This is a genomic window from Neolewinella sp. (assembly GCF_965214665.1).
Taxonomy (GTDB): Bacteria; Bacteroidota; Bacteroidia; order Chitinophagales; family Saprospiraceae; genus Neolewinella.
In genome coordinates, this window is record NZ_OZ243970.1 from 4,051,386 (window position 1) to 4,074,738 (window position 23,353).

The following is a 23,353-nucleotide window of genomic DNA, read 5'->3' on the forward strand; positions in this document are numbered from 1 at the left end:
CTAGAACTGATACCTCACCGTCCCCCGCACCGCAAACGGCGCACCGGGCGTAAAGTGAATCTCCTCCACCGGCAGGGCCTCGTCGCGCAGCCGCGAGGTGGTAGCGAACTGCGTCTCCTCCCACTCGGTATCCAGCGCATTTTCGATGACCAGACCCAAGGTAAGCGGACCGAGGCGATAGTTGGCATTGGCGTCCACGACCAGGTAGCCGGCGGCTATGATCGAGTTGTCCTCGTTGGCCGGTCGGTCGCGCACGTAGCGGTAGCGCAGACCGCCACTGAGTCGCTGGCGTAGGACCGTGAGCCCCCCGGTAGCGGTGAGGTTAGGCGCAAGGGGAATGTAATCCGCCCCCTCGGGCTCATTGATGCTCCGGGCCAGGGCGTAGTTTACGTCGGCATCGGCAAAAAGCCAGTCCGTAAGCTGGTAACGCAGCCCCAGGTCAACCCCCAACCGACGGGTCTCGCCGCTGGGCTCTACAATACCGGCGTCGCCCACGTAGACGAACTCCTGCTGTAGATACAGGTACCAGAGCGCTGCATTGAGAAACAACCGGTCGGTAGGCCGGTAGATAGCCCCTAGGTCCGCCCCCAGAGCCAGCGGGAGGATATCCGCCGCGCCCCGGTCAAGTACCACCCGCGTGTCGTTGGCATGAAAACCAATACCCGTCTTTAGGTACAATTGGGTGCGGGGGTTGGCAGTATAGAGGAAGTTGAGCTTCGGACTCACCGCCGCCTTCCTTTGCTCCTGCCGGTCGTAGGTCGGCTGCAGCTTATTCACGTACTGGAACACAAATTGGTCCATTCGCAGCCCCGGATGAATCAGCCAGCGACCGAGCTCGAAATCCGCCCCGGCGTAGGCGAATACATTAGTCTCGTCGATATCTCCGTACTGCACCCGCTCCAGGAGCTCCTCGCGGTTCCGGGTGCGACTAAGCTGATTGTCGTTGCTGTCGTCGTAGCGTAGGCCCACGCCGGCCTTTAGGCGTCCTTCTAATCCACCGGCGCTGAAGGTGTGGGTAAGCTCCGACTGCAGCCCGTACAGGTTGCGGTCCTCCGCCTGGCGGATCTGATCGCCGTTCTCGGGGTCCTCCAGGAAGAAGGTGAAGTTGGAGTAGAGCTCGAAGGCGTAGCGGCTGTAGTAGGCCGTAGTTTTTACGAAGGTGCTACGGTCCACCACACTGGTGAAGGCGCCGAGCAGGTTAGAGCGGCTAGTGTAGCCCCCCTCCGTATCGTCAATGGCCCCGAAGCGGCCGATAAGTCCCTGCTCCACGGCCCGCACAGGGATCTGCCCCGAGGCGTCCCACTTACTACTGAAGTGGGAGGCGAGCAGCGAAAGCCGGTTGCCGTTTTCGAGCTCGGCGGTGTAGCGGCCCATCACGTTGAGGCGGCTGAAGTGCTGGCTGGAAACGAAGGGCCCGTCGGTAAGCATATACTCCGTGGCCAGGTAGGCGTTGCTGCGTTCGCGGCTTAACAGGTCGAAAAGTCCCACGCCGCGGAGTAGGCCGAAGGAGCCCCGTTCGACGCTTACCGAAGAGCGGTCTAGCGCATCCCGCAGTGCGAAGTCGACGTAGCCGGCCGTAGCAAAGTTGCCGCGCTCGGCGTAGTAGGGCCCCTTGCCGTAGTCGATCTTCTGGATCGTCTCCGGGATCAGGAAGTGCAGGTCGGCGTACCCCTGCCCGTGGGCGTGGCTGACCATATTCACCGGCATGCCCTCTACGGAGATCGCTACGTCCGTGCCGTGGTCGATGTCGAAGCCCCGTAGGAAAAGTTGCTCCGCCTTCCCCCCGCCGGCGTGCTGCCCGATCACCATGCCGGGCACTCGCCGCAGCACGTCCTGGGCGGAATTTACCGGCCGCAGCTGGGCGTCGATATCGGCCACTACGCTGAGGGCGGCCACCCCGGGCCGTACGGTCACCGTCCGTAGGTCGATGAAGGATTCCTCAAGCCGTACCCGCAGGGGGTTGCCGTCGGCGGGGGCCACCATCAGGGCTGTTTGATAGCCTAGGTAAGATATTTGGAGGGAGTCCCCGGATGTGATGCCCTCGAGCGTGAACTTGCCCAGCGCGTCGGTGTGGGTGTGTTCGTCGGAGTGCAGGTGCAGCACGTAGGCCCCCTCGGCCGGGCTTCCGTCATGGACATTTACCTGACCGCGTAGCGGGCCGGTCTGAGCGTAAACCGTGGCCTGTAGGCAGGCGAAGAGCAGTACAATTCGGTAAAGCATACATCACCATACGAGAGCCATCGGCATCCGGTTGGCGTTCGGCTACTGGAAAAGTATTTCGTCGACCTCTCTGCTCCGCCGGGGCCACCAGAGGCTGTAGGCCGCCGCAGCAAGTAGCACCACAGCCACCAGGTAGGGGAGGGCGGGGACGCTGGTGCCCCCCCAGTTGAAGATAGCCAGTTGCGTCGCTAGTTTTTCGCCACTACTGGTGGTCAGGGCCGTCTGGTAAGACATCCAGAACAACCCTCCCAGCATGGCGATCAGGGCCAGCTGGCGGGCACTGTGCTGTAGTATCGGCGTAGTGTGGGTAGCCGAGGTCCACACCGCCGGGTGCTTACCGAGGTGCTCGATCAATTGATCGCGGTCCTGGACCGAGCGTAGCTGTAGCCGGCGGGTTTTGCCCTTATGTAATCGTACGGTCACCGCAGCCGAGTCGTGGTGGGAACGCACGCGCAGTAGTTGGCGATTGGGAAAGAGTACGGCCCCCTCGGGCAGCTCACCGGCCTGCAGCGCGCGCATGGCGGTCAGGGCCCGGGGGCGGTCTACGCGAAGGATGCCAAGTCCACGTCCATCGAGGAAAAGGTAGGCGCGCTTTAGGGAGTCTTTACGGGTGTGAAGGGGCCAGTATTTCATGCTAGTTAGGGATAGGGAAAAGCTGTGGCTTCGGGTGCCAAAAAGCGGGCGAAGCGGTAGGAAAGTAACGGTGGGGGTGGGGGTGTAGTATGCGTTAAGGAAACGGACCTGACAGCGTGAATATCGCAGAATTCAAGGTCGAGGCGTTGTATGCCGAGTGGACTAAGTCTTCGTTGCTCGGCGTACAACGCCTCGACCTACGAGAGCAAGACGGTTCTGCTCGGGTCGGTGGCCACTTGATTCCTTATCCCCGGTAAAGCACGTACGTAATCACAAAGAATAAAATCCGAAGAATCAGACAGGAGAAAACCACCACGATGGCCCGCGAAGTATGGACGCTGAAAGCCTTACGAACCGTAGACCGCCAGCAAAGTAACAGGGGGAGACAACAGGCAAACATGGCGGTGACGATCTCCAGTACAAGCTCGGGCTGAAGCAAGTTTTCCGCTAGGTCCGTCAGTGAAAAGGGCTCTCCAAACAAGAGGTAGCGGTTGCCGAGTAGCAGGATAAAGCTACCCTCGAAGGTGAAAAAGCCTACTGCGAGGTACCAGCCCAGCGATTTCCACCCATACAGTAGGGGTATACTAAGTACACCCACTACGGTGGCCGTAACGATCGTACCGATCACTACCAGCGGTAAGCCCGGGGGAGCTGCTAGGACGAACGCTAGGTTAGTATAGACCGAATAGCCGATCTGCGCTATCGTGGCAGCCACACAACAGATCGCGAAGATTCGGGTCGCCCTGGCTACCTGACCCGGAGAGCGAGTCTCCTCTACCAGTTGCTCGTCGAGCAAGAAATAGGGGCGATCAGGTTCCGGATGGGCCATAGGCAGGCTAAAGTACGCACCACCTTTCTTCGCACCCGGCTTACCTTTGCTGCATGCCCCGCCCGCTGTACGTACTGCTCGTGTTTTTGTGCCTCCTGCTACTCGTAGGCTGCCGGACGGGAGGCTGTGGCTGCCCCATGTACTAGGCGGGAATGCGGTACATTTGTTGACTTTTTTGGGCTGACGGCGTTCTCCGGGTACATCTCATGCATTAAAGTCGACAAAAACTACAGCAACTTATGGCCTTCGATATTGATCTGATCCGGCGCGTGTACGACGCCCTGCCCGCTAAAGTGGCCGAGGCGCGGCAAAAACTGGGCCGGCCCCTGACCCTGACCGAAAAGATTCTCTATACCCACCTGCACCCCGAGAGCCCACTGCAAACTTACGGGCGCGGTAAGGATTACGTCTTCTTCCAGCCCGACCGCGTGGCCATGCAGGATGCCACCGCCCAGATGGCCCTGCTGCAGTTCATGATGGCCGGCCGTGATAAAGTGGCCGTGCCCTCGACCGTGCACTGCGATCACCTGATCCTGGCCGAAACCGGCGCCGACGAAGACCTCGCGCGTGCCAATGACGTGAATAGCGAGGTGTACGACTTCCTCTCCACAGTAAGTGATAAGTACGGCATCGGTTTCTGGAAGCCGGGTGCAGGGATTATCCACCAGATCGTGCTGGAGAACTACGCCTTCCCCGGCGGAATGATGATCGGTACCGACAGCCACACGCCCAATGCCGGCGGACTCGGTATGGTCGCCATCGGTGTCGGCGGCGCGGATGCCGTGGACGTCATGGCCGGTATGCCCTGGGAGCTCAAGATGCCGAAGGTGATCGGCGTGAAGCTGACCGGTAAGCTCAGTGGCTGGACGACCCCTAAGGACGTGATCCTCAAAGTAGCCGGCATCCTCACCGTGAAGGGCGGTACCGGAGCCATCGTGGAATACTTCGGCGAGGGCGCACAGAGCATGAGCTGTACCGGAAAGGGTACGATTTGTAACATGGGCGCCGAGATCGGGGCTACCACCTCTACCTTCGGCTACGACGATAGCATGAGCCGCTACCTAAAGGCCACCGACCGGGCCGACGTGGCTACCCTAGCCGATGGCGTGGCCGAGCACCTAACGGGTGATGCCGAGGTGTACGCCGATCCCGATAAGTACTTCGACCGGGTGATCGAGATCGACTTAAATACGTTGGAGCCGCACATCAACGGGCCCTACACGCCGGACCGGGCCTTTCCGATCTCGCAGTTTGCCGCCGCGGTGGAGAAATTTGAATTCCCCCCCGTGCTGGAGGTGGGCCTGATCGGTAGCTGCACCAACTCCAGTTACGAGGACCTGGACCGCTCGGCCAACATCGCTAAGGACGCCCGGGCGAAGGGTCTGCGCTTTAAGAGTGAGTTTACCGTTACGCCGGGCTCGGAGCAGATCCGCTACACCGTGGAGCGCGACGGCATCCTGGAAGCTTTTGAGGAGACCGGGGCCACTGTACTAGCCAACGCCTGCGGGCCCTGCATCGGACAGTGGGCGCGGCACACCGATGATCCCGACCGGGCCAACTCCATCCTGACGAGCTTCAACCGCAACTTCGCTAAGCGCAACGACGGTAACCCGCAGACGCGGGGTTTCGTGGCCAGTCCGGAGCTGGTCACCGCCATGGCCCTGAGTGGCAGCATGAAGTTCAACCCCCTGACCGATACGCTGACCAACGACAAGGGCGAGGAGGTGAAGCTCTCGCCGCCCACCGGCTACGAGCTGCCCCCGAACGGCTTTGCCGTGGAGGATGCCGGCTTTCAGGCCCCGGCCGAGGACGGTAGCGGCATCGAGGTACGGGTGGATGAGAGTAGCGACCGCCTTCAACTCCTGGAGCCCTTCCAGCCCATCACCTCCGAGCAAGTGCAGGACATGCGGGTGCTGATCAAGGCCAAGGGCAAGTGTACCACCGACCACATCTCCATGGCCGGTCCCTGGCTCACCTACCGCGGCCACCTCGAGAACATCTCGCAGAACTGCCTCATCGGCGCCGTGAACGCCTATAACGATAAGACGAATAAGGTACTCAACTTCATCACAAACGAGTACATGGCCGTACCCGATAGTGCCACCACCTACCGCGACAACGGCACCGGCCAGATCGTGGTTGGGGAGGATAACTACGGCGAGGGCTCGAGCCGCGAGCACGCCGCCATGGAGCCCCGCTTCCTGGGGGTACACGCGGTGCTGGTGAAGAGCTTCGCCCGCATTCACGAAACCAATCTCAAGAAGCAGGGCATGCTGGCGCTGACCTTCGTCAATCCGGAGGACTACGACAAGGTGCGGCAGGACGACAGGGTGAGCATCGTGAACTTCGAGGCCATGGCTCCGGACCGCCACCTGACCGTACAACTCGACCACGCCGACGGTACGCAAGAATCCTTCCAGGTGGCGCACACCTACAACCTGGCCCAGATCGACTGGGTGCGGGCGGGTAGCGCACTCAATAAGATCCGCGAGGAGTTGGCGCACGCCTAGTAGCTTGCAAAACGTGACTCTTGACCGCCGTTCCCGCACAAGCCGTGGGGGAACGGCTTTATCTTGTTGTAAATACCGTGTATGTCTAGACTGCTACCCCTCGCCTTGTTCTTCGGTTTGCTGTTGTTTGCGGGCTGCCCCGGTCCTGATGAGCCCCAGGACGATTTTCTCACTGAGTCGGACTTCTACGGTACCTGGGTGGTTGATCGCTTCGATAGCGATTTCACCACCACGGGCACCTTTCTGGGGCAGGACCTGGACCAGGAGGGCAGCAGTAGCATCAGTAACTCCGGTTTGGAACTGAGTTTCCGGCAGGATGGTAGCTGGAGTTCCAGTGGCGACTACGACCTGAACATCACCACCGAAAACGGCACCGAGGTGACCCGGCAGCGGGGCATCGGGCAGGGCAGCTGGTCGTACCGCCTCGATACGCTCTTTATGGACGGCCTGCAGAACTATAATGGTGCGGGTACCTTCAGTCTGGCCCAGCCCTGCGTGGTCGACGACTTCGAGCGGGATATCTTCACCGAGCTAAGTACCCAGACGCTGACCGTGGACCGCAACGACGAATTTGAAACGGAGCTCGTGACCCGGGGCAGCTGGGAAATACTCATTAAGCGATAGGAACCGCAGCCGGCTCGGCGACCATCAACCCGTCTTCGGTCAGCCGCTGTAGCTCCATACCGACCAGGTGGTTGACCCAGGTATTCTCCGCCGGGAAGGTGACCTTGATGTAGTTGTCGGTAAAGCCGTGCAGCACACCCTTCTTCTTGCTTTGTTCTAGTAGTACGGGGCGGACCTCCCCCAGGTGCCGTGCGGCAAAGGCCCTCCGCTTACGCTCGCTCAACGCGCTGAGTCGCTTATTGCGGCGGCGGCGCTCGCTCAGGGGCACCACGCCCTCTAGCGCGGCGGCCGGCGTATTGGCCCGCTCGCTGTAGGTGAATACGTGGAAGTAGCTCACGTCGAGCGCCTCCACGAAGCGGTATGTTTCCCGGAAGTCCTCCTCGGTCTCGCCGGGAAAGCCAACGATCAAATCGACCCCGATACAACAATGTGGTATCACGCGGCGGATGTGCGCTACTCGTTCGGCGTACAGCTCGCGGCGGTAGCGGCGGCGCATTTTAGCCAGCTGCTTATTGTTGCCGCTTTGGAGAGGCATATGGAAGTGGGGAGCGAAGCGGTTACTACCAGCCACGAAGTCGATCACCTCATCCGTACACAGGTTCGGCTCGATGCTGGAGATGCGGAAGCGCCGGATGCCGGCCACCCGGTCAAGGGCCCGCGCCAGGTCCACGAAGAGCGCTTCCTTACGCGGCCGCTGCCCCTCGATCACGGCCGTGCCGTTACCGAAGTCTCCAATATTGACGCCGGTCAGCACGATCTCCTTTACTCCCCGGGCGGCAATGGCCTCGGCGTCGCGCACGATCTGCTCCACGGTGCTACTCCGGCTTGCCCCCCGTGCCAGCGGTATCGTGCAGAAGCTGCAGCTGTAGTCGCAGCCATCCTGCACCTTAAGGAAGGAGCGGGTACGGTCCCCAAAGCTGAAGGATGACACGAAGGTATCCGCCTCCCGTACCTCCCCGGCCCGCACCATTCCCTTGCCGGAGCCGGAAGCGATGCCATCGATATAGTCCAGGATGTGGAACTTCTCCGCCGCCCCCAGCACCAGGTCGACACCCTCGATCGCGGCAATCTCGCGGGGTTTGAGCTGGGCATAGCACCCCACCACTACGATCTTTGCACCTGCGTTCGCGCCCAGGGCCTTACGCACTACGTTGCGGCACTTGCGGTCGGCAAACTCGGTGACGGAGCAGGTATTGATCACGACCACGTCGGCCCCCTGCCGGAAGGGCACCTCCTGGTAGCCCGCGGCGGAGAATTGGCGGCCGATGGCGGAGGTCTCTGAGTAGTTGAGCTTGCAGCCGAGGGTGTAGAAGGCTACGGTACCTAGGGTTGACATACTGCAAAGGTAAATAGATCGCTACGCTCATTAGATGCCTACGGCTGGTTAGACCGGCTAACCAGCCGGCAGGCGTCTAACAGCGCAGCGTCTAACCAGCGACAGCGTCTACCTTTGCGCTATGTACAAGGACAAGAAAGTCGTAGTCGTCATGCCCGCCTACAACGCCGCCCGCACCCTGGAGAAAACCTACCGCGAGGTGCCGCGCGAGCTGGTCGACGAGGTGGTGCTCTGCGACGATGCCAGTAAGGACGAGACCACGGCCCTGGCCACCCAGCTTGGAGTCGATCACGTGATCACCCACCCCAGCAACCGGGGCTACGGGGGGAACCAAAAGAGCCTCTATAACAAAGCCCTCGACATCGGGGCGGACATCGTGATCATGGTGCACCCTGACTACCAGTACACGCCGAAGCTGATCCCCACGATGTGTAATATCATCGGGGAGGGACTCTACCCCGTGGTGCTGGCCTCGCGGATACTAGGCAAGGGGGCACTCAAGGGCGGCATGCCGCTGTATAAATACGTGGCCAACCGCTTTCTAACGGCCGTGCAGAACCTGCTGGTCAACTACAAGCTCAGTGAGTACCATACGGGCTACCGGGCCTTCAGCCGGGAGGTGCTGGAGACGATCAGCTTTGATGCCAACGACGACGATTTCGTGTTCGATAACGAGATGCTCTCTCAGATCATTTACCACGGCTTCGACATCGCGGAGGTGACCTGCCCGACGAAGTACTTCGAAGAAGCCAGCAGTATCAACTTCGCGCGGAGTAGCAAGTACGGGCTGGGGGTGCTACGTGTCTCTCTTCAGCACCGGCTAGCCAAGTGGGGCCTGATCGAAGAACCTAAAATTTACGCCCGTGCGTCCTATTTCGTTTAGGGGAATACTTTTCGATCTCGACGGCACCCTGGTCGACAACATGATGGTGCACCACCGCGCCTGGCAGCGCAAACTCAGCGAGTTGGGCCTCGAGTACAGCCTGGAGCGGGTCAAGGAGGAAATCCACGGCGTGAACCTGGAAATTCTGGAGCGGCTCTTCGGCGATACCTATACCCCCGAGGACCGCATCAGGATCGCCGGCGAAAAGGAGGCGGCCTATCGTGATATCTTTGCCCCCGAGCTCGAAGCGAATACCGTGGGCGGCGCGCTCGACTTTATCAAGGCGGCCTACGCCCAGGACGTGCCCATGGCCATCGCTACGGCCGGGCCGGAGGAAAACGCCTTTTTCGTAATCGACCGGCTGGGCATTCGTGAGATGCTGGGCCACGTGGTCCATTCCGGCATGGTCACGAGCGGGAAGCCCGATCCGGAGGTGTTCCGGCTAGCGGCTGAGGGGATCGGCGTAGCGGTAGCAGAATGCCTCATTTTCGAGGACAGCGTGACCGGTGCCCAGGCGGCCAACAACGCCGGTTGTCCGGTAGTGGTGCTGACGACTACTCACCAACGGGAAGAGTTCAGGGGGCTGAAGGTGGCTGCTTTCCGGGAGGATTTCCGGGGGTTGATTGTCGAACGGGTGGAAGGAGAAGGGTTTTTGTTGGCACTATAGGGTCGAGGCGTTGTACGCCGAGTGGTATAAAGCACCGTGTTATCTTGCTCGGCGTACAACGCCTCGACCTTTGACCAACGCCTGGGTTTCCTACTTCCGCTCCTTCGAGGCCTATCTGAAACTCACCCGCGGCTACAGTCCCCACACCCTCAAAGCTTACCGGAGTGACCTAGAAAAGCTGCCCGCTTACCTGGAGCTTCGGGGGTGGGAGGTGAGCATCTGCGGCGTGGAGCGCATGCACCTCGATAGCTTCGTGCAGCAGCTTGCGGAACTGGGCCTGGCTCCCCGCTCCCAGGCCAGGCTCGTTTCCGCCCTCAAGACCTTCTTTGCTTACCTACTTGACGAGCGCGTGATCGACACCGATCCTACCGAGCTACTACGCGCGCCGAAGCTCGGGCGCAAAATTCCCGAGGTGTTGATTTACGAAGAAATCCGTGCGCTCCTCGGAGCTATTGATTTAAGCACCGACCACGGCCTGCGCGACCGGGCCCTGCTCGAAATGCTCTACGCCTGCGGGCTACGCGTGAGCGAGGCCACGGGGCTGCGGCTCTCCGATCTCTACCTGGACCAGGAGTTCATCCGCGTTACGGGCAAGGGCAATAAGGAACGGATCGTGCCCATCGCTGGGGGGGCAATCCGGCACGTGGAAATCTATCTCGAACACGTGCGTAAGGCGCTACCAAAGATCGTCGATGAAAACACCGTGTTTCTCAACCGGCGGGGCGGGGCACTGAGTCGGGTGTTAGTCTTCACGGCAGTCAAAAAATATGCTGCGGCAGCGGGTATCGAAAAAACGGTGAGCCCACACACCTTTCGCCATTCCTTTGCCACCCACCTCATCGAGGGCGGCGCTGACTTACGGGCAGTACAGGAGATGCTAGGCCACGAGTCCATACTAACTACCGAAATCTATACCCACTTGGATACCGATTTCCTGCGCGAGACCATCCTGAGCTACCACCCGGCCAACCAGGGCTAGAGCAATTTCGCCAGACTAGGGATGAAGAACAGCGAAAGAAAAACCAGGGTAAGAAAGACCATAAAGAGGATGCGGGCCAAATCACCACGCACTTCTGCGGAACGTTTCATAATGTCTTGAATTTTAGGAAAAACCGATGTAGATACAAGTAATCCAATAACGGTCCGAAATACAACTCAGTTGGCTCTCCCTCCGACTTTAACTAAACCGGCCCGGGGCAATAAACTTCCACCAGGGCGTAACGCCGGGGCCGCAGGTGCAATGAAGGTGGTAAACCAACACTACCACGCAGCATGTCTGTTCGCTACTGTAGCCTTCTTCCTACCCTCCTCCTATCCTTCACGCTGACCACCCAGCACCGCACCATCGGCGGCTACGCCTGTACCCTCGTCAAGGACAGCAAGCACGGCACCACCACCGAAAGCTGGATCACCCAGGACCTCGAGCTCACCGTCCTGGACGTCTTCGGCGGCATGGCTGGTATGGCTGGCGCGGGTAAGCAGGCTACCGTGGGCGCTCCCGATCTGCCAGCCGCTTTTCGGGGCTTTCCCATCGAGTCCACCTCGACGGACGGCAATACGGTCACCACCACGAAAATGCAAGACATCAAAATCGGAGCGGATGCCGTAGATCGCAGCCTATTCGACCTAAGTGGGGTAGAAGTCCAAGAGCTGGGTTTCTAACGAGCCGAAGGCGTTCTACCCGCGCAGCGGTCTACCTGCCGAAGGCAGTCTACCCTCGCGCAGCGAGGTCTACCCCCGAAGGGGTCTATCTTTACCCCATGGCAACCCCCACCGCACCCGACGGCCGCGCCCAGCCCCCGCCCGTACAGTCCATCCAGATGGTCGACCTGAAGACGCAGTACGAGCAGATACAGGAGGAAGTAGACCGGGCGGTGCTGGACGTAGTGCGCAGCGGCGCCTTCATTAACGGACCGGCGGTGAAGGAGTTTCAGGCGGGCCTGGAGCGGTACCTCGACTGCGCCCACGTCATCCCCTGCGCCAACGGCACGGATGCCCTGCAGATCGCGCTGATGGCACTAGACCTGAAGCCGGGCGACGAGGTGATCGTACCCGCATTTACCTACGTGGCCTCCGCCGAGGTGATCGCACTGCTGGGCCTGAGTCCGGTGCTGGTCGATGTCGATCCAGCTACCTATAATGTGACGGCCGCCGAGATCGAGCCGGCCATCACGGAGCGGACGAAGACCATTATTCCCGTTCACCTCTTCGGGCAGAGCTGCGACATGGAGCCTATCGTGGCTCTGGCTAAGCAGCACGGACTGCACGTCGTGGAGGACAACGCCCAGGCAATCGGTGCTATCTACACCTTTTCCGATGACCGCACGGGCCGCACCGGTACCCTTGGCAATATCGGCTGCACCAGTTTCTACCCCAGCAAGAACCTCGGGGCCTACGGCGACGGTGGGGCCCTCAATACCGATAGTGATGAGTTAGCCGCCCGCCTCCGCATGGTTGCTAACCACGGTCAGAATCGGCAGTACTACCACGACGTGGTGGGCTGCAATAGCCGACTTGATTCCATCCAGGCTGCGATCCTCAACTGCAAGCTCGCCCGGCTCGACGACTACAATACCCGCCGTCAGGCAGCTGCCCGGTACTACGACGAGCACCTAATGGGCATCGATGGCCTCATCACCCCCGCTCGCCTGCCCGCCAGTACCCACGTTTACCATCAGTACACCCTACGCATCGCCGATGGGCGGCGAGAGGCACTACAGCAACACCTGAAGGAGGCCGGTATTCCGAGCATGATCTACTATCCCGTGCCGCTCTACGACCAGGCAGCCTTCCGGGGCACGGCGGCTAATGCGGTGGACTTTTTGCCGGTGACGGATGCGCTGTGCAAGGAGGTGCTGTCGCTACCGATGCACAGTGAGCTGGGGGAGGAGACGCTGGGGTATATCTGTGCTACTGTTCGAAAGTTCTTTTCTTGAGTGAGTCGGCGGACGAGCCGGCTGAAGCCACAACTCGGCTGACGACTTTAGTAGCATGTTTTTAACACAAAAAGTTTGTTAAACCCAAACTAAGGGAACGCTACGGATGTTTTCAACCTACACCAGTACGCTGAAAATCATCCCTTATGGCACTCCCCATCGTGATGCAAAAGGTCAACTCCCAGATGCTGTCCGAAATGGGGTACCTGCGGGCAGCCAACACCTTGTTCGTAAAATTCCGCAACAACGGGGCGGTGTATGCTTACTTCGGAGTGCCGAGCGAGCACTGGCAGCGGCTGCGGGCGGTGGCTAGTATTGGGCGGTATATGCAGCGGCATATCTTTAAGAAGTATGCGGCGGCGCGGATCTCGGAGGGGGAGGGTGGGGGTGCACGCGCTGAGTCTACTGCGGAGGCTGCCTAGGATGGTGCGGAGCTGCTATGCAACGTCAATCACTCGCAGGGAGTAGGCAACTCAGCGTTCACCTCCCGGAAATGCGCCCGGTTCCACTGCCCCTCCGGGGTAAGGTCCTCGGCCGTCCAGCCGCCGGTGGGGGAGGCGGTGGGTAGGAGGGAGGAGCTGCGTTCGTCTTTGGTGCTGAGCGACCACTTGGTGTAGCTAAGGTGGCGCTCATCCATCCAGGCTTCCCAGCGGGTCCACTCTTCGGAGTCGAGGGAGTTGTCGGGGCCGTAGTCGGTGCCGACGCGGCCGCTTTCGGTGACCATCAGGGGCAGGCCCATGTCGTAGGCGCGGGTAGCGCGCTCACGGAGGCTATCGCGGTGGGCTCCGGCATAAAAGTGCAGGGTATAGGCGATGTTGCTTACCGGCTGACCGAGGGAATCCTGGATGATGGGGTCGGCGGCGGCTACGTCTACCAACTGGCTGTAGAAGGGCGTACCCACTACGATAATATTATCGGGGTCGTACTCGCGGATGACGGCGATCAGGTCCTCAGCGTAGCGCTTGATCTCGGCCCACTTTTCCTCACCAGCGTCGGGCTCGCCGATGGGCTCGTTCCAGAGCTCGTAAATGACGTTGGGGTACTGGCCGTACTCCCGGGCCATCTTGCGGAAGAACTCGCGGGCGTCGTCCTGGTAATTGCCGTGGGCGTGCCAGTCGATGAGTACGTACAGACCGTATTCGATGGCTCCGTCGACTACCGGGCGCAGTTGGGCCAGGGTGGCGGCGGTATCGGCGCGGTAGTCTTCCCCAAAGCCTACTCCGACCGGAGTACGTACGAGGGTCACGTGCCAGTCGTCGCGTAGCCACCTGACCGCCTCTTCCGTCCAGTACTCCTTGCCCTGAAACTGCGACCAGAAGTAGCTCATGCCCTTCAGCTGGGTGGGGCGGCCGCATTCGTCGACGATTTGGTTGCCGCTTACGGAGAGGGCACCGTGACGTTCTACGATAGTCTGGGCAGGAAGGGACGCGGTCAGGAAGAGAAATAGTAGGATTAGATAGTTGTGCATGGCACCAAATTACTTTTCACCCGCGACCCCGCCTACATCTTCGCACTCGTATGTGGGTTATAGATGAAAATTTGTCCTATGCGTTTGTTATTGCTATTGCTTGTTCTTGTAGTTAGTAGGCTAAATGCCCAGGCCGATGCAGTCCGCCCCCTCGACGCCCGACTCAGCGACTACGAGTACCCCTATCCCACCGACACCTTCACCTTCGAGACACAGCTACAGTCGCTCGAGATGGTGTACATGGACGTACGGGCCGATAAGCCCAACGGCAAGACCATTGTCCTGCTACACGGGAAGAACTTCAATGGGGCGTACTGGGCAGAGACAATGGCCTGGCTGCTACGCTTCGGCTACCGGGTGATCGTGCCGGACCAGATCGGCTTCGGCAAGTCAAGTAAGCCCGAGCGCTACCAGTTTACCTTCCAGCAACTGGCCGATAATACCCACTGGCTGCTGAGCAGTCTCGGCGTGAACGAGGTCACCGTACTCGGCCACAGCATGGGGGGCATGCTGGCCGCCCGCTACGCCCTGATGTACCCTAAGGAGGTGGAACGACTCATCCTGCTCAATCCCATCGGACTGGAGGACTGGAAGCTGAAGGTACCCTACCGGACCGTCGATCAGTGGTACCTGTCCGAAATGAGCAAGAATTACGAATCGGTGCGCGCCTACCAGCAGGAGAACTACTACGCCGGCGAGTGGGACCCCGCCTACGATCCCTGGGTCAACATCCTGGCCGGCTGGGCGCAGAGCGAGGATTACGGACTGGTCGCCTACAACGCCGCGCTGACCTACGACATGATCTTTACCCAGCCCGTGGTGTACGAACTACCCACCCTACAGGTGCCTACCGTACTCATCATCGGCACCCGCGACCGCACGGCCCTGGGCAAAAACCTGGTGAGTACGGCCGTGGCCGAGACGATGGGCCGCTACGACCGGCTGGGGCGCACGGTGACTGATAAGATCCCCGGGGCCCGTCTGCTGGAGCTCAGCGGACTGGGACACCTGCCGCATATCGAAGACTTCGAGCGCTTCACGGGCGCGCTGGAGCAGGCCCTAAGCGGGAACTAGGAAGGTGCGGCGGATATTGGAGACGGAGTCGGCGTACTTGTCCATGCCCTTGATCTCGTTCCAGGTGGGGTCGGCGCCGAACTTGCCCCAGTTCTCGTTGCGGGTGTCCATATTGGGAAACTGCAACAGGTACACCAGGGCCGGACGGTAAGGCCCCGCAATCATATCCCCAAAGAAGACAGGCTTTAGGCCGGTATTGTCAAAGATAGTGAGCTCGTGGTCGTTGAACATGCCGATCTTGCGGCGCACGGCGTCTTCGGAGTAGCCTTCGTAGATGCGTAGCTCCAAAAGGCCAGATTCGGCATCCGGGGTGACGGACTGCGGCATACCGGAAAAGGCCTTCAGCAGCCAGGAGGAGTAGCGGGTGAAGATGGGCTTTTCGGCCTTGAGGGCGTCATAGTCGGCAGCGGCGGTGGTAAATTCCTGATCTTCGGTGAGGTCCTGAGCTGCGAGGTAGGTCGCCGCATCCGGGTAGCTGATCATGACGTGCAGCTTGGCGGGGTTGGGATCGCCGTACTCCTTGAACTGCACGAACTGGGTAGCCCCCTTACGGTCGAGCGCGGGCTCGAGGGCGTCGGTGAGGTAGCGCGTGAGTAGCCCCTGGTCGCCGCCGAAATTCATTTCGTAGACGCGCCACTCGATGACTTCCTGCTCCGGCGCAATGGTGTGGGTGGCGGCCAAGCCTACCTTGCTTCCCGCTAAGGCCACTGCACCTGTCCCGATAGCTATCGGGACGCCCCGTATGAACTTTCTGCGTTCCATCTACCTCTAGTTTTGCCGTAAGATACACCCTATGCAACATCCTGATTGGTCTAAAGACGCCACCGTCTACCAGCTCAACACCCGCCAGTTCACCGCCGCGGGTACCTTCCGCGCCGCTATGGAGCAATTGCCCCGCCTGCAGGAGCTCGGCGTGCGCATTCTCTGGGTCATGCCCGTACACCCCATCGGTGAGGAAAATCGGAAGGGGGAGCTGGGCAGTCCGTACTCCATCCGCGACTACTACGGAGTGAACAAGGAATTCGGGACGCTGGATGACCTCAAGGCCTTCGTGCAGCGCGCCCACGAGCTCGGGCTCTACGTCATCCTGGACTGGGTGGCCAACCACACGGCCTGGGACAACGTGCTCGTAGAGGAGCACCCCGACTGGTACGCCCGCGATTATAAGGGCGACTACCGGCCCACGCCCTGGTGGGACTGGACGGACATCATCGACCTCGACTACCGGCAGCCGGGCCTGCGCACCTACATGCGCGAGGTCATGGAATACTGGGTGCGGGAGGTGGACATCGACGGCTACCGCTGCGACGTGGCCGGCTACGTACCGGTCGACTTCTGGGAGGAGGTGCGGCAGGCCCTCAATACCATCAAGCCCGTCTTTATGCTCGCCGAGTGGGAAGCGCGCGATCTGCACCGGGCGGCCTTCGACGCCACCTACGCCTGGAGCTGGCACGAGGCGCTGCACCGCATCACCCACGGCAAGGAGACCGTCGCGGCCCTGTACGTCTACTACTCCTGGAACGAGCGTGCCTGGCCGGCCGACGCCATGCGCATGACCTTCACCGACAACCACGACAAGAACGCCTGGGAGGGTACCATGCAGGAGCTACTGGGTGATGGACTGGAGGCTAGCATTGCCCTGAGCTTCCTTGGCGAGGGCATCCCCCTGATCTACAACGGACAGGAGGCGGGACTGGACCGGCGGCTGGCCTTCTTCGCGCGCGATCCGATCGAGTGGCGGGAGCATCCGTTCACCGAGCTTTTCCGGCAGCTCATCCGATTGAAGCAGGAGAATGAGGTCCTCTGGAATGCCCCCTGGGGCGCCACCATGATCCGCGTGCCCAACAACTACGAGTCGCAGGTGCTCAGTTTCGTGCGGCAGGACGACGGCGGTAAGGTCTTTGCCGTATTCAACTTCGGGGCGGGGACGCGGGTGCTACGCTTCGGGCAGGCGCTGTGGCACGGTACGTACCGCGATGGGCTCTCTGGCGAGGAGGTCGTGCTGGGGGAGGGGGATGGGTTGACGTTGGGGCCCTGGGCTTGGCGGGTGTTGGTTGGGACGAGGGACAATGGGACGGGGGTATAGAGACGGACGACTCGCCCCGACATACCTCCAGTGCTAGCCTACCTACTACAGGTCTGCTAACTGGGCAAGATCTTCCTCCTCCAGCTCAATCGCCGCAGCCCGCGTATTCTCCCGTAAATGTTCCACCGAGCTCGTGCCGGGGATGGGCAGGATGTTGTCGCTGTGCGCCAGGAGCCAGGCCAGGGCGATCTGGTAGACGCTGGCGTCGTGCTTCTTGGCGATCTTTTTCAGGGTGCCGTTGTCTACTGCGCCGGCGTCGAGGGGGTACCAGGGGATGAAGCCGATGTTATTGTCGCGCGTCCACTCGACCTCGTCTTCCCACTTGCGGTCGGTGAGGCTGTAGCGGTTTTGTACACTGACAACCTCGAAGTGCTGCTGGGCCTGCTCGATCTGGTCTACGCTCACTTCGGAGAGGCCGAGGTGACGGATGTAGCCCTGCTGCTGTAGTTCGGCGAGCTTACCGAGGAACTCATCGGCGGGCACCTTTTCATCGAAGCGGTGGAGCTGGTAGAGGTCTACGCGCTCCAATTTGAGGCGTTTGAGGCTTCCCTTGAGAGCTTCTTCGAGGTGCTCCGGCCGTCCGTTGACGGGCCACTGATTGGGGCCGGTGCGTTCCAGTCCGCCCTTGGTGGCGATGAGGAGTCCGTCGGGGTAGGGGTGGAGGGCCTCGGCGATGAGCTCTTCGCTGACATTGGGGCCATAGCTGTCGGCGGTGTCGATGAAGTTGATGCCGAGGTCCTGCGTGGCCTGGAGGACGCGGATGGCTTCGGGCTTGTCCTTCGGTGGCCCCCAGATGCCCTGGCCGGTGATGCGCATGGCGCCGTAGCCTAGGCGGTGGATGGTGAGGTCGCCGCCTAGGGTGTAGGTGCCTGATTGTTGGGCTACTTGGGAGTTATTGGTGGGCATGGGGGAGGGATTTCTTTTAGTACCTCCCTGGGTGACGTTTCGTTCGCTGGGCGTTACAGGGGGGCTAGCGCCGTTTGGGGGAACCTGCGTATCGGGTTATGAGGCGTCCAACGCTTTAAAGCGTTGGACGCCTGTGCCTCACCGAGCCTCCTCCCCACCCAAACTAGCCAAAAACGCCACCACATCCCGGATCTCCCGCCGCGAAAGCTTCTCCTCCATCGAAGGCATACTCGACGGCAGGGTCTCCTCCTCCTTGATGTCGGTGCGGGCGATGGTCTGGATGTCCTCCTTACCGATCTTCAGTGTCAGTGCCTCGGGGGTACGTTCCATGACCACGCCGGCTACGACGCTTTCATCGTTGAGCGTAAGCAAGACGGTCTCGTAGCCGGGGGCCATACGGGCGCTGGGCCGGATCAGGGCCTCCAGCAATTGCTGCTTACTGAGCCGGTCGGCCACGCCCTCCAGTCCCGGACCCACGTTACCACCGTACTCGAACACGGCGTGACAGCGCACGCACTGCGCCGACTCGTTATTGTAGAAAATGCGCTGCCCCTGCCGTGCATCACCCCCTTCGAGGGCCATGGCGTAAAGGCCGTAGTCGGCATTCAACTTACCCGCATAGTCGGTAAGTAGGGCGTTGAGCTCGGGGTCGCCGTGTTGCTCGACGGCGTCGGCCAGGTCGAGGCGGACGTCGGAGGGTACCTTGTCCTCCTCCAGGTTGGTGAGCATGCGTTGCAGGAGTTCCGTAGCTGCTACGTCATGAATCTCCGCCAGGCCCTGGAGTGCGGCCTGCTGCTCGACCACAGAGCCTTTTTGTAGAATCTCATCGTACAAGTCGACCGAACGGGCCACGCTGATGCCCGAGCTGGGCAGGATCTCGAGAGCACGGGCGCGAACCTCGCTGGTGCGGTCGGCCAGGGCGGTCTGTAGGTCGCGGTCGAGCTCGGGAGCTTCTAGCATGGTGAGCGCGTTGAGGGCTTCGATACGTACGGCTGGGTCACGGTCCTTGCTGAGGAGTGCGGTCAACTGGGGAATGGTCTGCTCTAGTTGCAGTTTCCCGGCGGCCTGGATGGCAGCGCGGCGCACGGGGGCACTTCGCTCATTGATGAGTTGGGCGATGGCCGGTTCGAGCAGGCGAGCCGCTTCGGTGGAGTCCCGCTTCAGTTCCCCGCGGTACCGCCCGTCTACCCGGTCGAAGAGGGAGGGGCTGCCCCAGTTGGCCAGGGTAGCCATTGCCTCGGCGCGCATGGCTTCGGGGGCTCCGGTGCGATTGGCGTAGTCTACTAGCCGCTGAATGCTCTCATCATCCCCGACACGCAGGTTCGCATTGATCGCCCGCCGTAAAAGTGGCTCGCTTGTGAAACGGGTGTCCGCCAGGGTAGCGGCCAGCGCCGGCAGGGCGTCCTCGATTTGGTAGTCGTCGTTGACGCCCCGGGCGGCCTCGGCTACGAGGTACTCGTTGGGGTCGGTGAGAAACTCGGCGATGGCCGGTGATTCCATGCGGCGCAGCGCCACTACGGCTACGGTGCGGAGGGCGCGGGAGGGATTGTCCTTCAGCGCCACCATGGCATCCGCGTCGCCGATCCGGCCCAGGGCGATCATCGCGCCCATGCGCAGGTAAGTGTCCTCGTCGTCGTTGGCTTCTACTACGCGGAGGATGCCCGGTACGGCGTTCTGATCCTCGGTCCGGCCAAGTGCCTCCATGGCCATATACTTTACCCGCGGTGAGTCGTGGTCCAGCGTGCGGATGAGCTCCTGGCTGGCTCCTCCGAAGCGTACGTCACCGATCATTTTCGCGGCCTGAGCTACGATCTCCGGGTCCGGGTCTGTCAGTAGTGGCACCAACAGGGAGGCCCTATCCCGGTTAGTACGCGCCAGCTGCGCTATGCCCCAGATGGCGTGTACCCGCGCGAGTTGCGAGCGGTTGCTTTGCGCATTTTCCGCCAGCAGCTCGAAGCCATCGTCGCCCCGCTCCACCAGTTCGAACTGCGCATTGCGCCGCACCCGCTGATCCTGGTGGGCCAGTAGCAACTCCAACGAATCGAGCGAAATGGTGCCGAAGTCCGTAGTCAGCAGCCGCTTCGTTTCCGTACGCACCTGCGACCCCGCCCCCCCGGGCACGTCCAGTTTCCAAATCCTGCCCTCGTTCTTTATGCCCCAGCCGTTGATCCAGTCGGCGAAGTAGAGCGCTCCGTCGGCCCCAAAATCAACGCCGGTCGGAAGTAGGCCCGAGACGACGATGCGGGTGCTATCCAGGGCAAAACCCGCCCCGTTCGGCTTGAGGGTGAAGGCGTGTAACGGCGAGTTTCCCGGATTGCCCCGAAACTCGGCCACAAAGAAGTGCTTGTAGTAGTCCGGCCCCAGCGCGGTGCCCGGATTGTAGACCAGCCCCGTCGGACCGTTCACGTAGTTCTGCAGCGGCGGTAGGAAGTAGGCGGCCTGTCCCTCCTCGCGCGGTAGGTACATGCGCTCGTCCATCCACACCTTATAGTCGTTGTTGCTGGGGTCGGTGTACTTGCCGAACTGCCAGTTGATGCGCCAACCGGAGTCGGAGCCGTCCACCAGGTACACCAGCCGCTCGCTCTCCCCGGCGTGGTCGCCGTCGTTGTCTACGCTGATCAGGTTGCCGTAGTCGTCGAAGGCGAATTCGTGGGTATTGCGCACCCCGTGGGCGTATACCTCGAAGTTGCTGCCGTCGCGGTCGCAGCGCACCACCGTGCCCTCGTTGGGGTACTTCCAGTGCTTACCCTCCTTGTCGACCACGTTCATGCCCACGTCGCCGGCGCCCCACCAGATGCGGCCCTGGGGGCCTACCGTCACGCCCGACATGCCGTGGCCCGAGAAGCCCACGTGCACGATCCAGCCGTGGCTGATGGAGGTGGTCTCATCGGCCCGGCCGTCGCCGTCGTCGTCCTTCGTGCGCCAGAGGTCGGGGCCGGTGGAGATGTAGACCTCGCCGTTGAGGTACTCTATGCCGTTGGCTACGTCAGTGTTTTCCTGGTTGAAGTCTTGCAGGTACAATTGCGCGCGGTCGGCTACCTCGTCCCCGTCCATATCGGTCACGAACCAGACTTCTTCCTTCTGCACGGTGAGGTCGCGCCAGTCCAGCACGCCGTCCTCGTTGAGGTCCTTTAGGTGGCGCTCCGACTGCTCGCTGCCCTCGGTGAAGGTTTCGCGCAGGAATTTGGCCCGGTCCTCCACGGTCTCGAAGGTCAGCGAGGCGGTCATCCAGTCGCGGTGCCCGCGGATGTCGAATTCGGAATCGTTCATCCGTACAGCCTTGTTGTAGAATATGCGCCCGTCCGGCGCTACGCTGATCGCGATGGGGTCGGTGACCAGGGTATCGGAGGCCCAGAGGGAGAGTTCCAGTCCGTCGTCGACCTCTACGTTGGCCTCGGCGCGGATCTTTTCGGCCAGGGTGGCGGCGCGGTCGGAGGCGAGCGTGATGCTGCGGTCGGGGTAGCGGGGTTCGGCGGGCGTTTCTTCCGGGGCGGGGCCGCAGGTGCAGAGTAGTAGGAGGGGGAGTAGGGTGGGTAGGAGGCGTAGCATGATCGAGTGGCTGAGCTACACAAGGTACGATCTACGTAAGAGAAATTTCGAGTTGGCGGTGGGAACGCCGCGAAGACTCTTTTTAGAACGAGTCCCTAGCTACCTTCAGGGCAAACAGCAGCTCCCGCCCGATCTGCCGCACCCGCTCGTCGTAGCGGTCGGCCTCCGCGGGCGTTCCGTCGGTTTCCTTCGGGTCCTCGTAGGGGAGGGCAATGCGGCGGTCAGCCCCCGGGATGAAGGGGCAGTTGGTATCCGCCTCGGAGCAGGTCATGACGGCGGCAAAGTCAGTCGTAGGGTTAGCGGGATCGTCAAAAGTCTTGGACCAGCACTCCAGGGGCGGGGCCGTCCCCCCGATAGCTATCGGGGCTATCGGGGGTGCGAAGTAGAGCCGGTAGTGCGGATTGTCACCGCCGGGGGTTTCGATCCGAAAGCCGCTACGGTTCAGGGCCGCTACCGCCCGGGGGTTGAAGGCGGTCGCCTCGGTACCGCCGGAGTAGGTCCGTACGTAATCCAAACCGAAATGGTGGGCGGCGACGGCGGCCCAGATTTGCGCCAGGTGGCTCCGGCGCGAATTGTGGGTGCAGATGAAGACGAGGGCGGCGGTACGATCCGCGCGTTCGTGTACGTACCGACCGAGTTGGCGAAGCCGGTGCTGGCGTTCTGCGGGAATCCAGTCCTGTTCGGCCAGGAGTTGGTCCACGTAGCCGGCTAGCTCAGGATAGAGGGGCGCAGCCATCAGCAGTCACCCGCGCAGTGCGGAATGTAGGTGTCGAAAAGCCGATTCATACTCGCCTGAATCTCCCGCCACCGCTCGGCATCGATGCAGTAATTAACGCTCGTACCCTCGATGGTGCCCCGGATGATGCCGATAGCCTTCAGTTCCCGTAGGTGTTTGGAGATGGTGGGTTGCGCCAGTTCGATCTCCCGGGCGAAGTCGCCGCAGATGCAGCTATTGGCGGCCAGTAATTGCTGTATGATAGCGATGCGCGCCGGATGCCCGAGTGCTTTGCATACAGTGGCCAGCTCGTTTTGCCGCTGAGTATAGTGTTCGTGCTTGGTGAGTCCCATGGTGCGTCTGTTTAGCAGCAACCGCTACCGGGGGTACAGGAGGAGTTGCCGGCAGCGGCCACGAAGGAGTCCAGGGAAACCTTGGGTTTGGCCGGAATGCCGCACTTGTCGGGTGCCAGACAGTCGGTCAACTGAGTAGTTAGCCGTAGGGTGCTGCCTGCCGCTTCGAGTCCGTACTTTTCGATGGTGTGGGTGCCCTGGTATTCTACCTCGACCCGCAGGTTGCCGAGCCCTAGTCGCTGCTCGGCGCTGGCGATGATACCGGCTAGCTTCCGGCCCGCTAGCCGGTGATCGTAGTCCGTAGCGCTCCACAGTTGTAGGCTGGCTACTTTCTCGGTGCGCACCGTTCCGCCACAGTCGATGAAGTGCTTCGTCGTTTCTCCCACCTCGGTGACATGGAAGTGATGGGGGATGCGCTCGCCGGTGGGTAGCTCGATGGCGAGGGCCTGGCGGTCGGTGAGGTACTGTTTGAGCTCCTGTAGGTGCATGGCTGATTATTTAGTGCAAAGATAGCTATATAGCTATGAAGCTGCAAGTTTGTCGGTGATCTCGACACATTTTCGT

General features: G+C 61.2%; 21 protein-coding genes. 10 read left to right on the forward strand and 11 right to left on the reverse strand.

The genetic code is table 11. The features are described from left to right. The 3 genes from ACOOHD_RS17315 to ACOOHD_RS17325 all read right to left on the reverse strand — a co-directional run bounded on the left by ACOOHD_RS17315 (position 1) and on the right by ACOOHD_RS17325 (position 3,682). A complete protein-coding gene (locus tag ACOOHD_RS17315; protein ID WP_420459131.1) occupies positions 1–2,220 on the reverse strand; it encodes a TonB-dependent receptor domain-containing protein in 2,220 nt (739 codons plus the stop codon). Positions 2,221–2,262: 42 nt separating this feature from the next. After that, entirely contained in the window at positions 2,263–2,853 is a 591-nt protein-coding gene (locus tag ACOOHD_RS17320; RefSeq protein ID WP_420459132.1) for a hypothetical protein, read from the reverse strand. Between the two features lie 244 nt (positions 2,854–3,097). Next, positions 3,098–3,682 (reverse strand): hypothetical protein, encoded by a 585-nt coding sequence (locus ACOOHD_RS17325; RefSeq protein ID WP_420459133.1) that lies wholly within the window; start codon positions 3,680–3,682, stop codon positions 3,098–3,100. A 239-nt stretch (positions 3,683–3,921) separates the two neighbouring features. On the opposite strand from ACOOHD_RS17325, the gene ACOOHD_RS17330 reads away from it, so the two are divergent. Then, positions 3,922–6,192, forward strand: a complete 2,271-nt coding sequence (locus tag ACOOHD_RS17330) for an aconitate hydratase (RefSeq protein WP_420459134.1) — start codon at positions 3,922–3,924, stop codon at positions 6,190–6,192. 81 nt (positions 6,193–6,273) lie between these two features. After that, entirely contained in the window at positions 6,274–6,816 is a 543-nt protein-coding gene (locus tag ACOOHD_RS17335; protein ID WP_420459135.1) for a hypothetical protein, read from the forward strand. Here the strand turns inward: ACOOHD_RS17335 and mtaB are convergent. Next, a complete protein-coding gene (mtaB, locus tag ACOOHD_RS17340) occupies positions 6,806–8,152 on the reverse strand; it encodes a tRNA (N(6)-L-threonylcarbamoyladenosine(37)-C(2))-methylthiotransferase MtaB (RefSeq protein WP_420459136.1) in 1,347 nt (448 codons plus the stop codon). The two genes, ACOOHD_RS17335 and mtaB, sit on opposite strands and share 11 nt — an antisense overlap. Positions 8,153–8,273: 121 nt before the next feature. Between mtaB and ACOOHD_RS17345 the strand changes: the two genes are divergently transcribed. The 6 genes from ACOOHD_RS17345 (at position 8,274) to ACOOHD_RS17370 (ending at position 13,060) form a co-directional block, all read left to right on the forward strand. Further along, positions 8,274–9,035, forward strand: coding sequence for a glycosyltransferase family 2 protein (locus tag ACOOHD_RS17345; RefSeq protein ID WP_420459137.1), 762 nt, complete (start codon positions 8,274–8,276; stop codon positions 9,033–9,035). Continuing rightward, the gene (locus ACOOHD_RS17350; protein WP_420459138.1) at positions 9,016–9,702 is read left to right on the forward strand and encodes an HAD family hydrolase; all 687 of its coding nucleotides are present in this window, start codon (positions 9,016–9,018) and stop codon (positions 9,700–9,702) included. Before ACOOHD_RS17345 ends, ACOOHD_RS17350 begins: the two co-directional genes overlap by 20 nt. A gap of 70 nt (positions 9,703–9,772) precedes the next feature. Further along, positions 9,773–10,681 carry a site-specific tyrosine recombinase XerD gene (gene xerD / locus ACOOHD_RS17355; protein ID WP_420459139.1) on the forward strand — a complete coding sequence of 303 codons (909 nt, stop codon included), beginning with the start codon at positions 9,773–9,775 and terminating at the stop codon, positions 10,679–10,681. A gap of 293 nt (positions 10,682–10,974) precedes the next feature. Then, positions 10,975–11,364, forward strand: a complete 390-nt coding sequence (locus ACOOHD_RS17360; protein ID WP_420459140.1) for a DUF4412 domain-containing protein — start codon at positions 10,975–10,977, stop codon at positions 11,362–11,364. A 98-nt stretch (positions 11,365–11,462) separates the two neighbouring features. After that, the gene (locus ACOOHD_RS17365; RefSeq protein WP_420459141.1) at positions 11,463–12,638 is read left to right on the forward strand and encodes a DegT/DnrJ/EryC1/StrS family aminotransferase; all 1,176 of its coding nucleotides are present in this window, start codon (positions 11,463–11,465) and stop codon (positions 12,636–12,638) included. 146 nt (positions 12,639–12,784) lie between these two features. Then, positions 12,785–13,060 carry a KTSC domain-containing protein gene (locus ACOOHD_RS17370; RefSeq protein WP_420459142.1) on the forward strand — a complete coding sequence of 92 codons (276 nt, stop codon included), beginning with the start codon at positions 12,785–12,787 and terminating at the stop codon, positions 13,058–13,060. A 29-nt stretch (positions 13,061–13,089) separates the two neighbouring features. On the opposite strand, the gene ACOOHD_RS17375 is transcribed toward ACOOHD_RS17370, so the two are convergent. After that, complete coding sequence (locus ACOOHD_RS17375) at positions 13,090–14,106, reverse strand: glycoside hydrolase family 5 protein (RefSeq protein ID WP_420459143.1); 1,017 nt, start codon at positions 14,104–14,106, stop codon at positions 13,090–13,092. Between the two features lie 78 nt (positions 14,107–14,184). On the opposite strand from ACOOHD_RS17375, the gene ACOOHD_RS17380 reads away from it, so the two are divergent. Then, positions 14,185–15,180 (forward strand): alpha/beta fold hydrolase, encoded by a 996-nt coding sequence (locus ACOOHD_RS17380; RefSeq protein ID WP_420459144.1) that lies wholly within the window; start codon positions 14,185–14,187, stop codon positions 15,178–15,180. On the opposite strand, the gene ACOOHD_RS17385 is transcribed toward ACOOHD_RS17380, so the two are convergent. After that, the gene (locus ACOOHD_RS17385) at positions 15,166–15,942 is read right to left on the reverse strand and encodes an NIPSNAP family protein (RefSeq protein WP_420459145.1); all 777 of its coding nucleotides are present in this window, start codon (positions 15,940–15,942) and stop codon (positions 15,166–15,168) included. The genes ACOOHD_RS17380 and ACOOHD_RS17385 overlap by 15 nt on opposite strands. Before the next feature lie 31 nt (positions 15,943–15,973). Here ACOOHD_RS17385 and ACOOHD_RS17390 point away from each other — a divergent pair, with 31 nt between their 5' ends. Then, positions 15,974–17,266 (forward strand): alpha-amylase family glycosyl hydrolase, encoded by a 1,293-nt coding sequence (locus tag ACOOHD_RS17390; protein WP_420459146.1) that lies wholly within the window; start codon positions 15,974–15,976, stop codon positions 17,264–17,266. A 45-nt stretch (positions 17,267–17,311) separates the two neighbouring features. On the opposite strand, the gene ACOOHD_RS17395 is transcribed toward ACOOHD_RS17390, so the two are convergent. The 5 genes from ACOOHD_RS17395 to ACOOHD_RS17415 form a co-directional block, all read right to left on the reverse strand. After that, positions 17,312–18,172: an aldo/keto reductase gene (locus tag ACOOHD_RS17395; protein WP_420459147.1), complete on the reverse strand. Its 861-nt coding sequence runs from the start codon at positions 18,170–18,172 to the stop codon at positions 17,312–17,314. A 138-nt stretch (positions 18,173–18,310) separates the two neighbouring features. Next, positions 18,311–21,721: a HEAT repeat domain-containing protein gene (locus ACOOHD_RS17400; protein ID WP_420459148.1), complete on the reverse strand. Its 3,411-nt coding sequence runs from the start codon at positions 21,719–21,721 to the stop codon at positions 18,311–18,313. An 82-nt stretch (positions 21,722–21,803) separates the two neighbouring features. Beyond that, positions 21,804–22,457, reverse strand: a complete 654-nt coding sequence (locus ACOOHD_RS17405; RefSeq protein ID WP_420459149.1) for a protein-tyrosine-phosphatase — start codon at positions 22,455–22,457, stop codon at positions 21,804–21,806. Continuing rightward, complete coding sequence (locus ACOOHD_RS17410) at positions 22,457–22,789, reverse strand: ArsR/SmtB family transcription factor (protein ID WP_420459150.1); 333 nt, start codon at positions 22,787–22,789, stop codon at positions 22,457–22,459. Before ACOOHD_RS17410 ends, ACOOHD_RS17405 begins: the two co-directional genes overlap by 1 nt. An 11-nt stretch (positions 22,790–22,800) precedes the next feature. Further along, positions 22,801–23,277 carry a DUF6428 family protein gene (locus tag ACOOHD_RS17415; RefSeq protein WP_420459151.1) on the reverse strand — a complete coding sequence of 159 codons (477 nt, stop codon included), beginning with the start codon at positions 23,275–23,277 and terminating at the stop codon, positions 22,801–22,803. Positions 23,278–23,353: the final 76 nt, after the last annotated feature.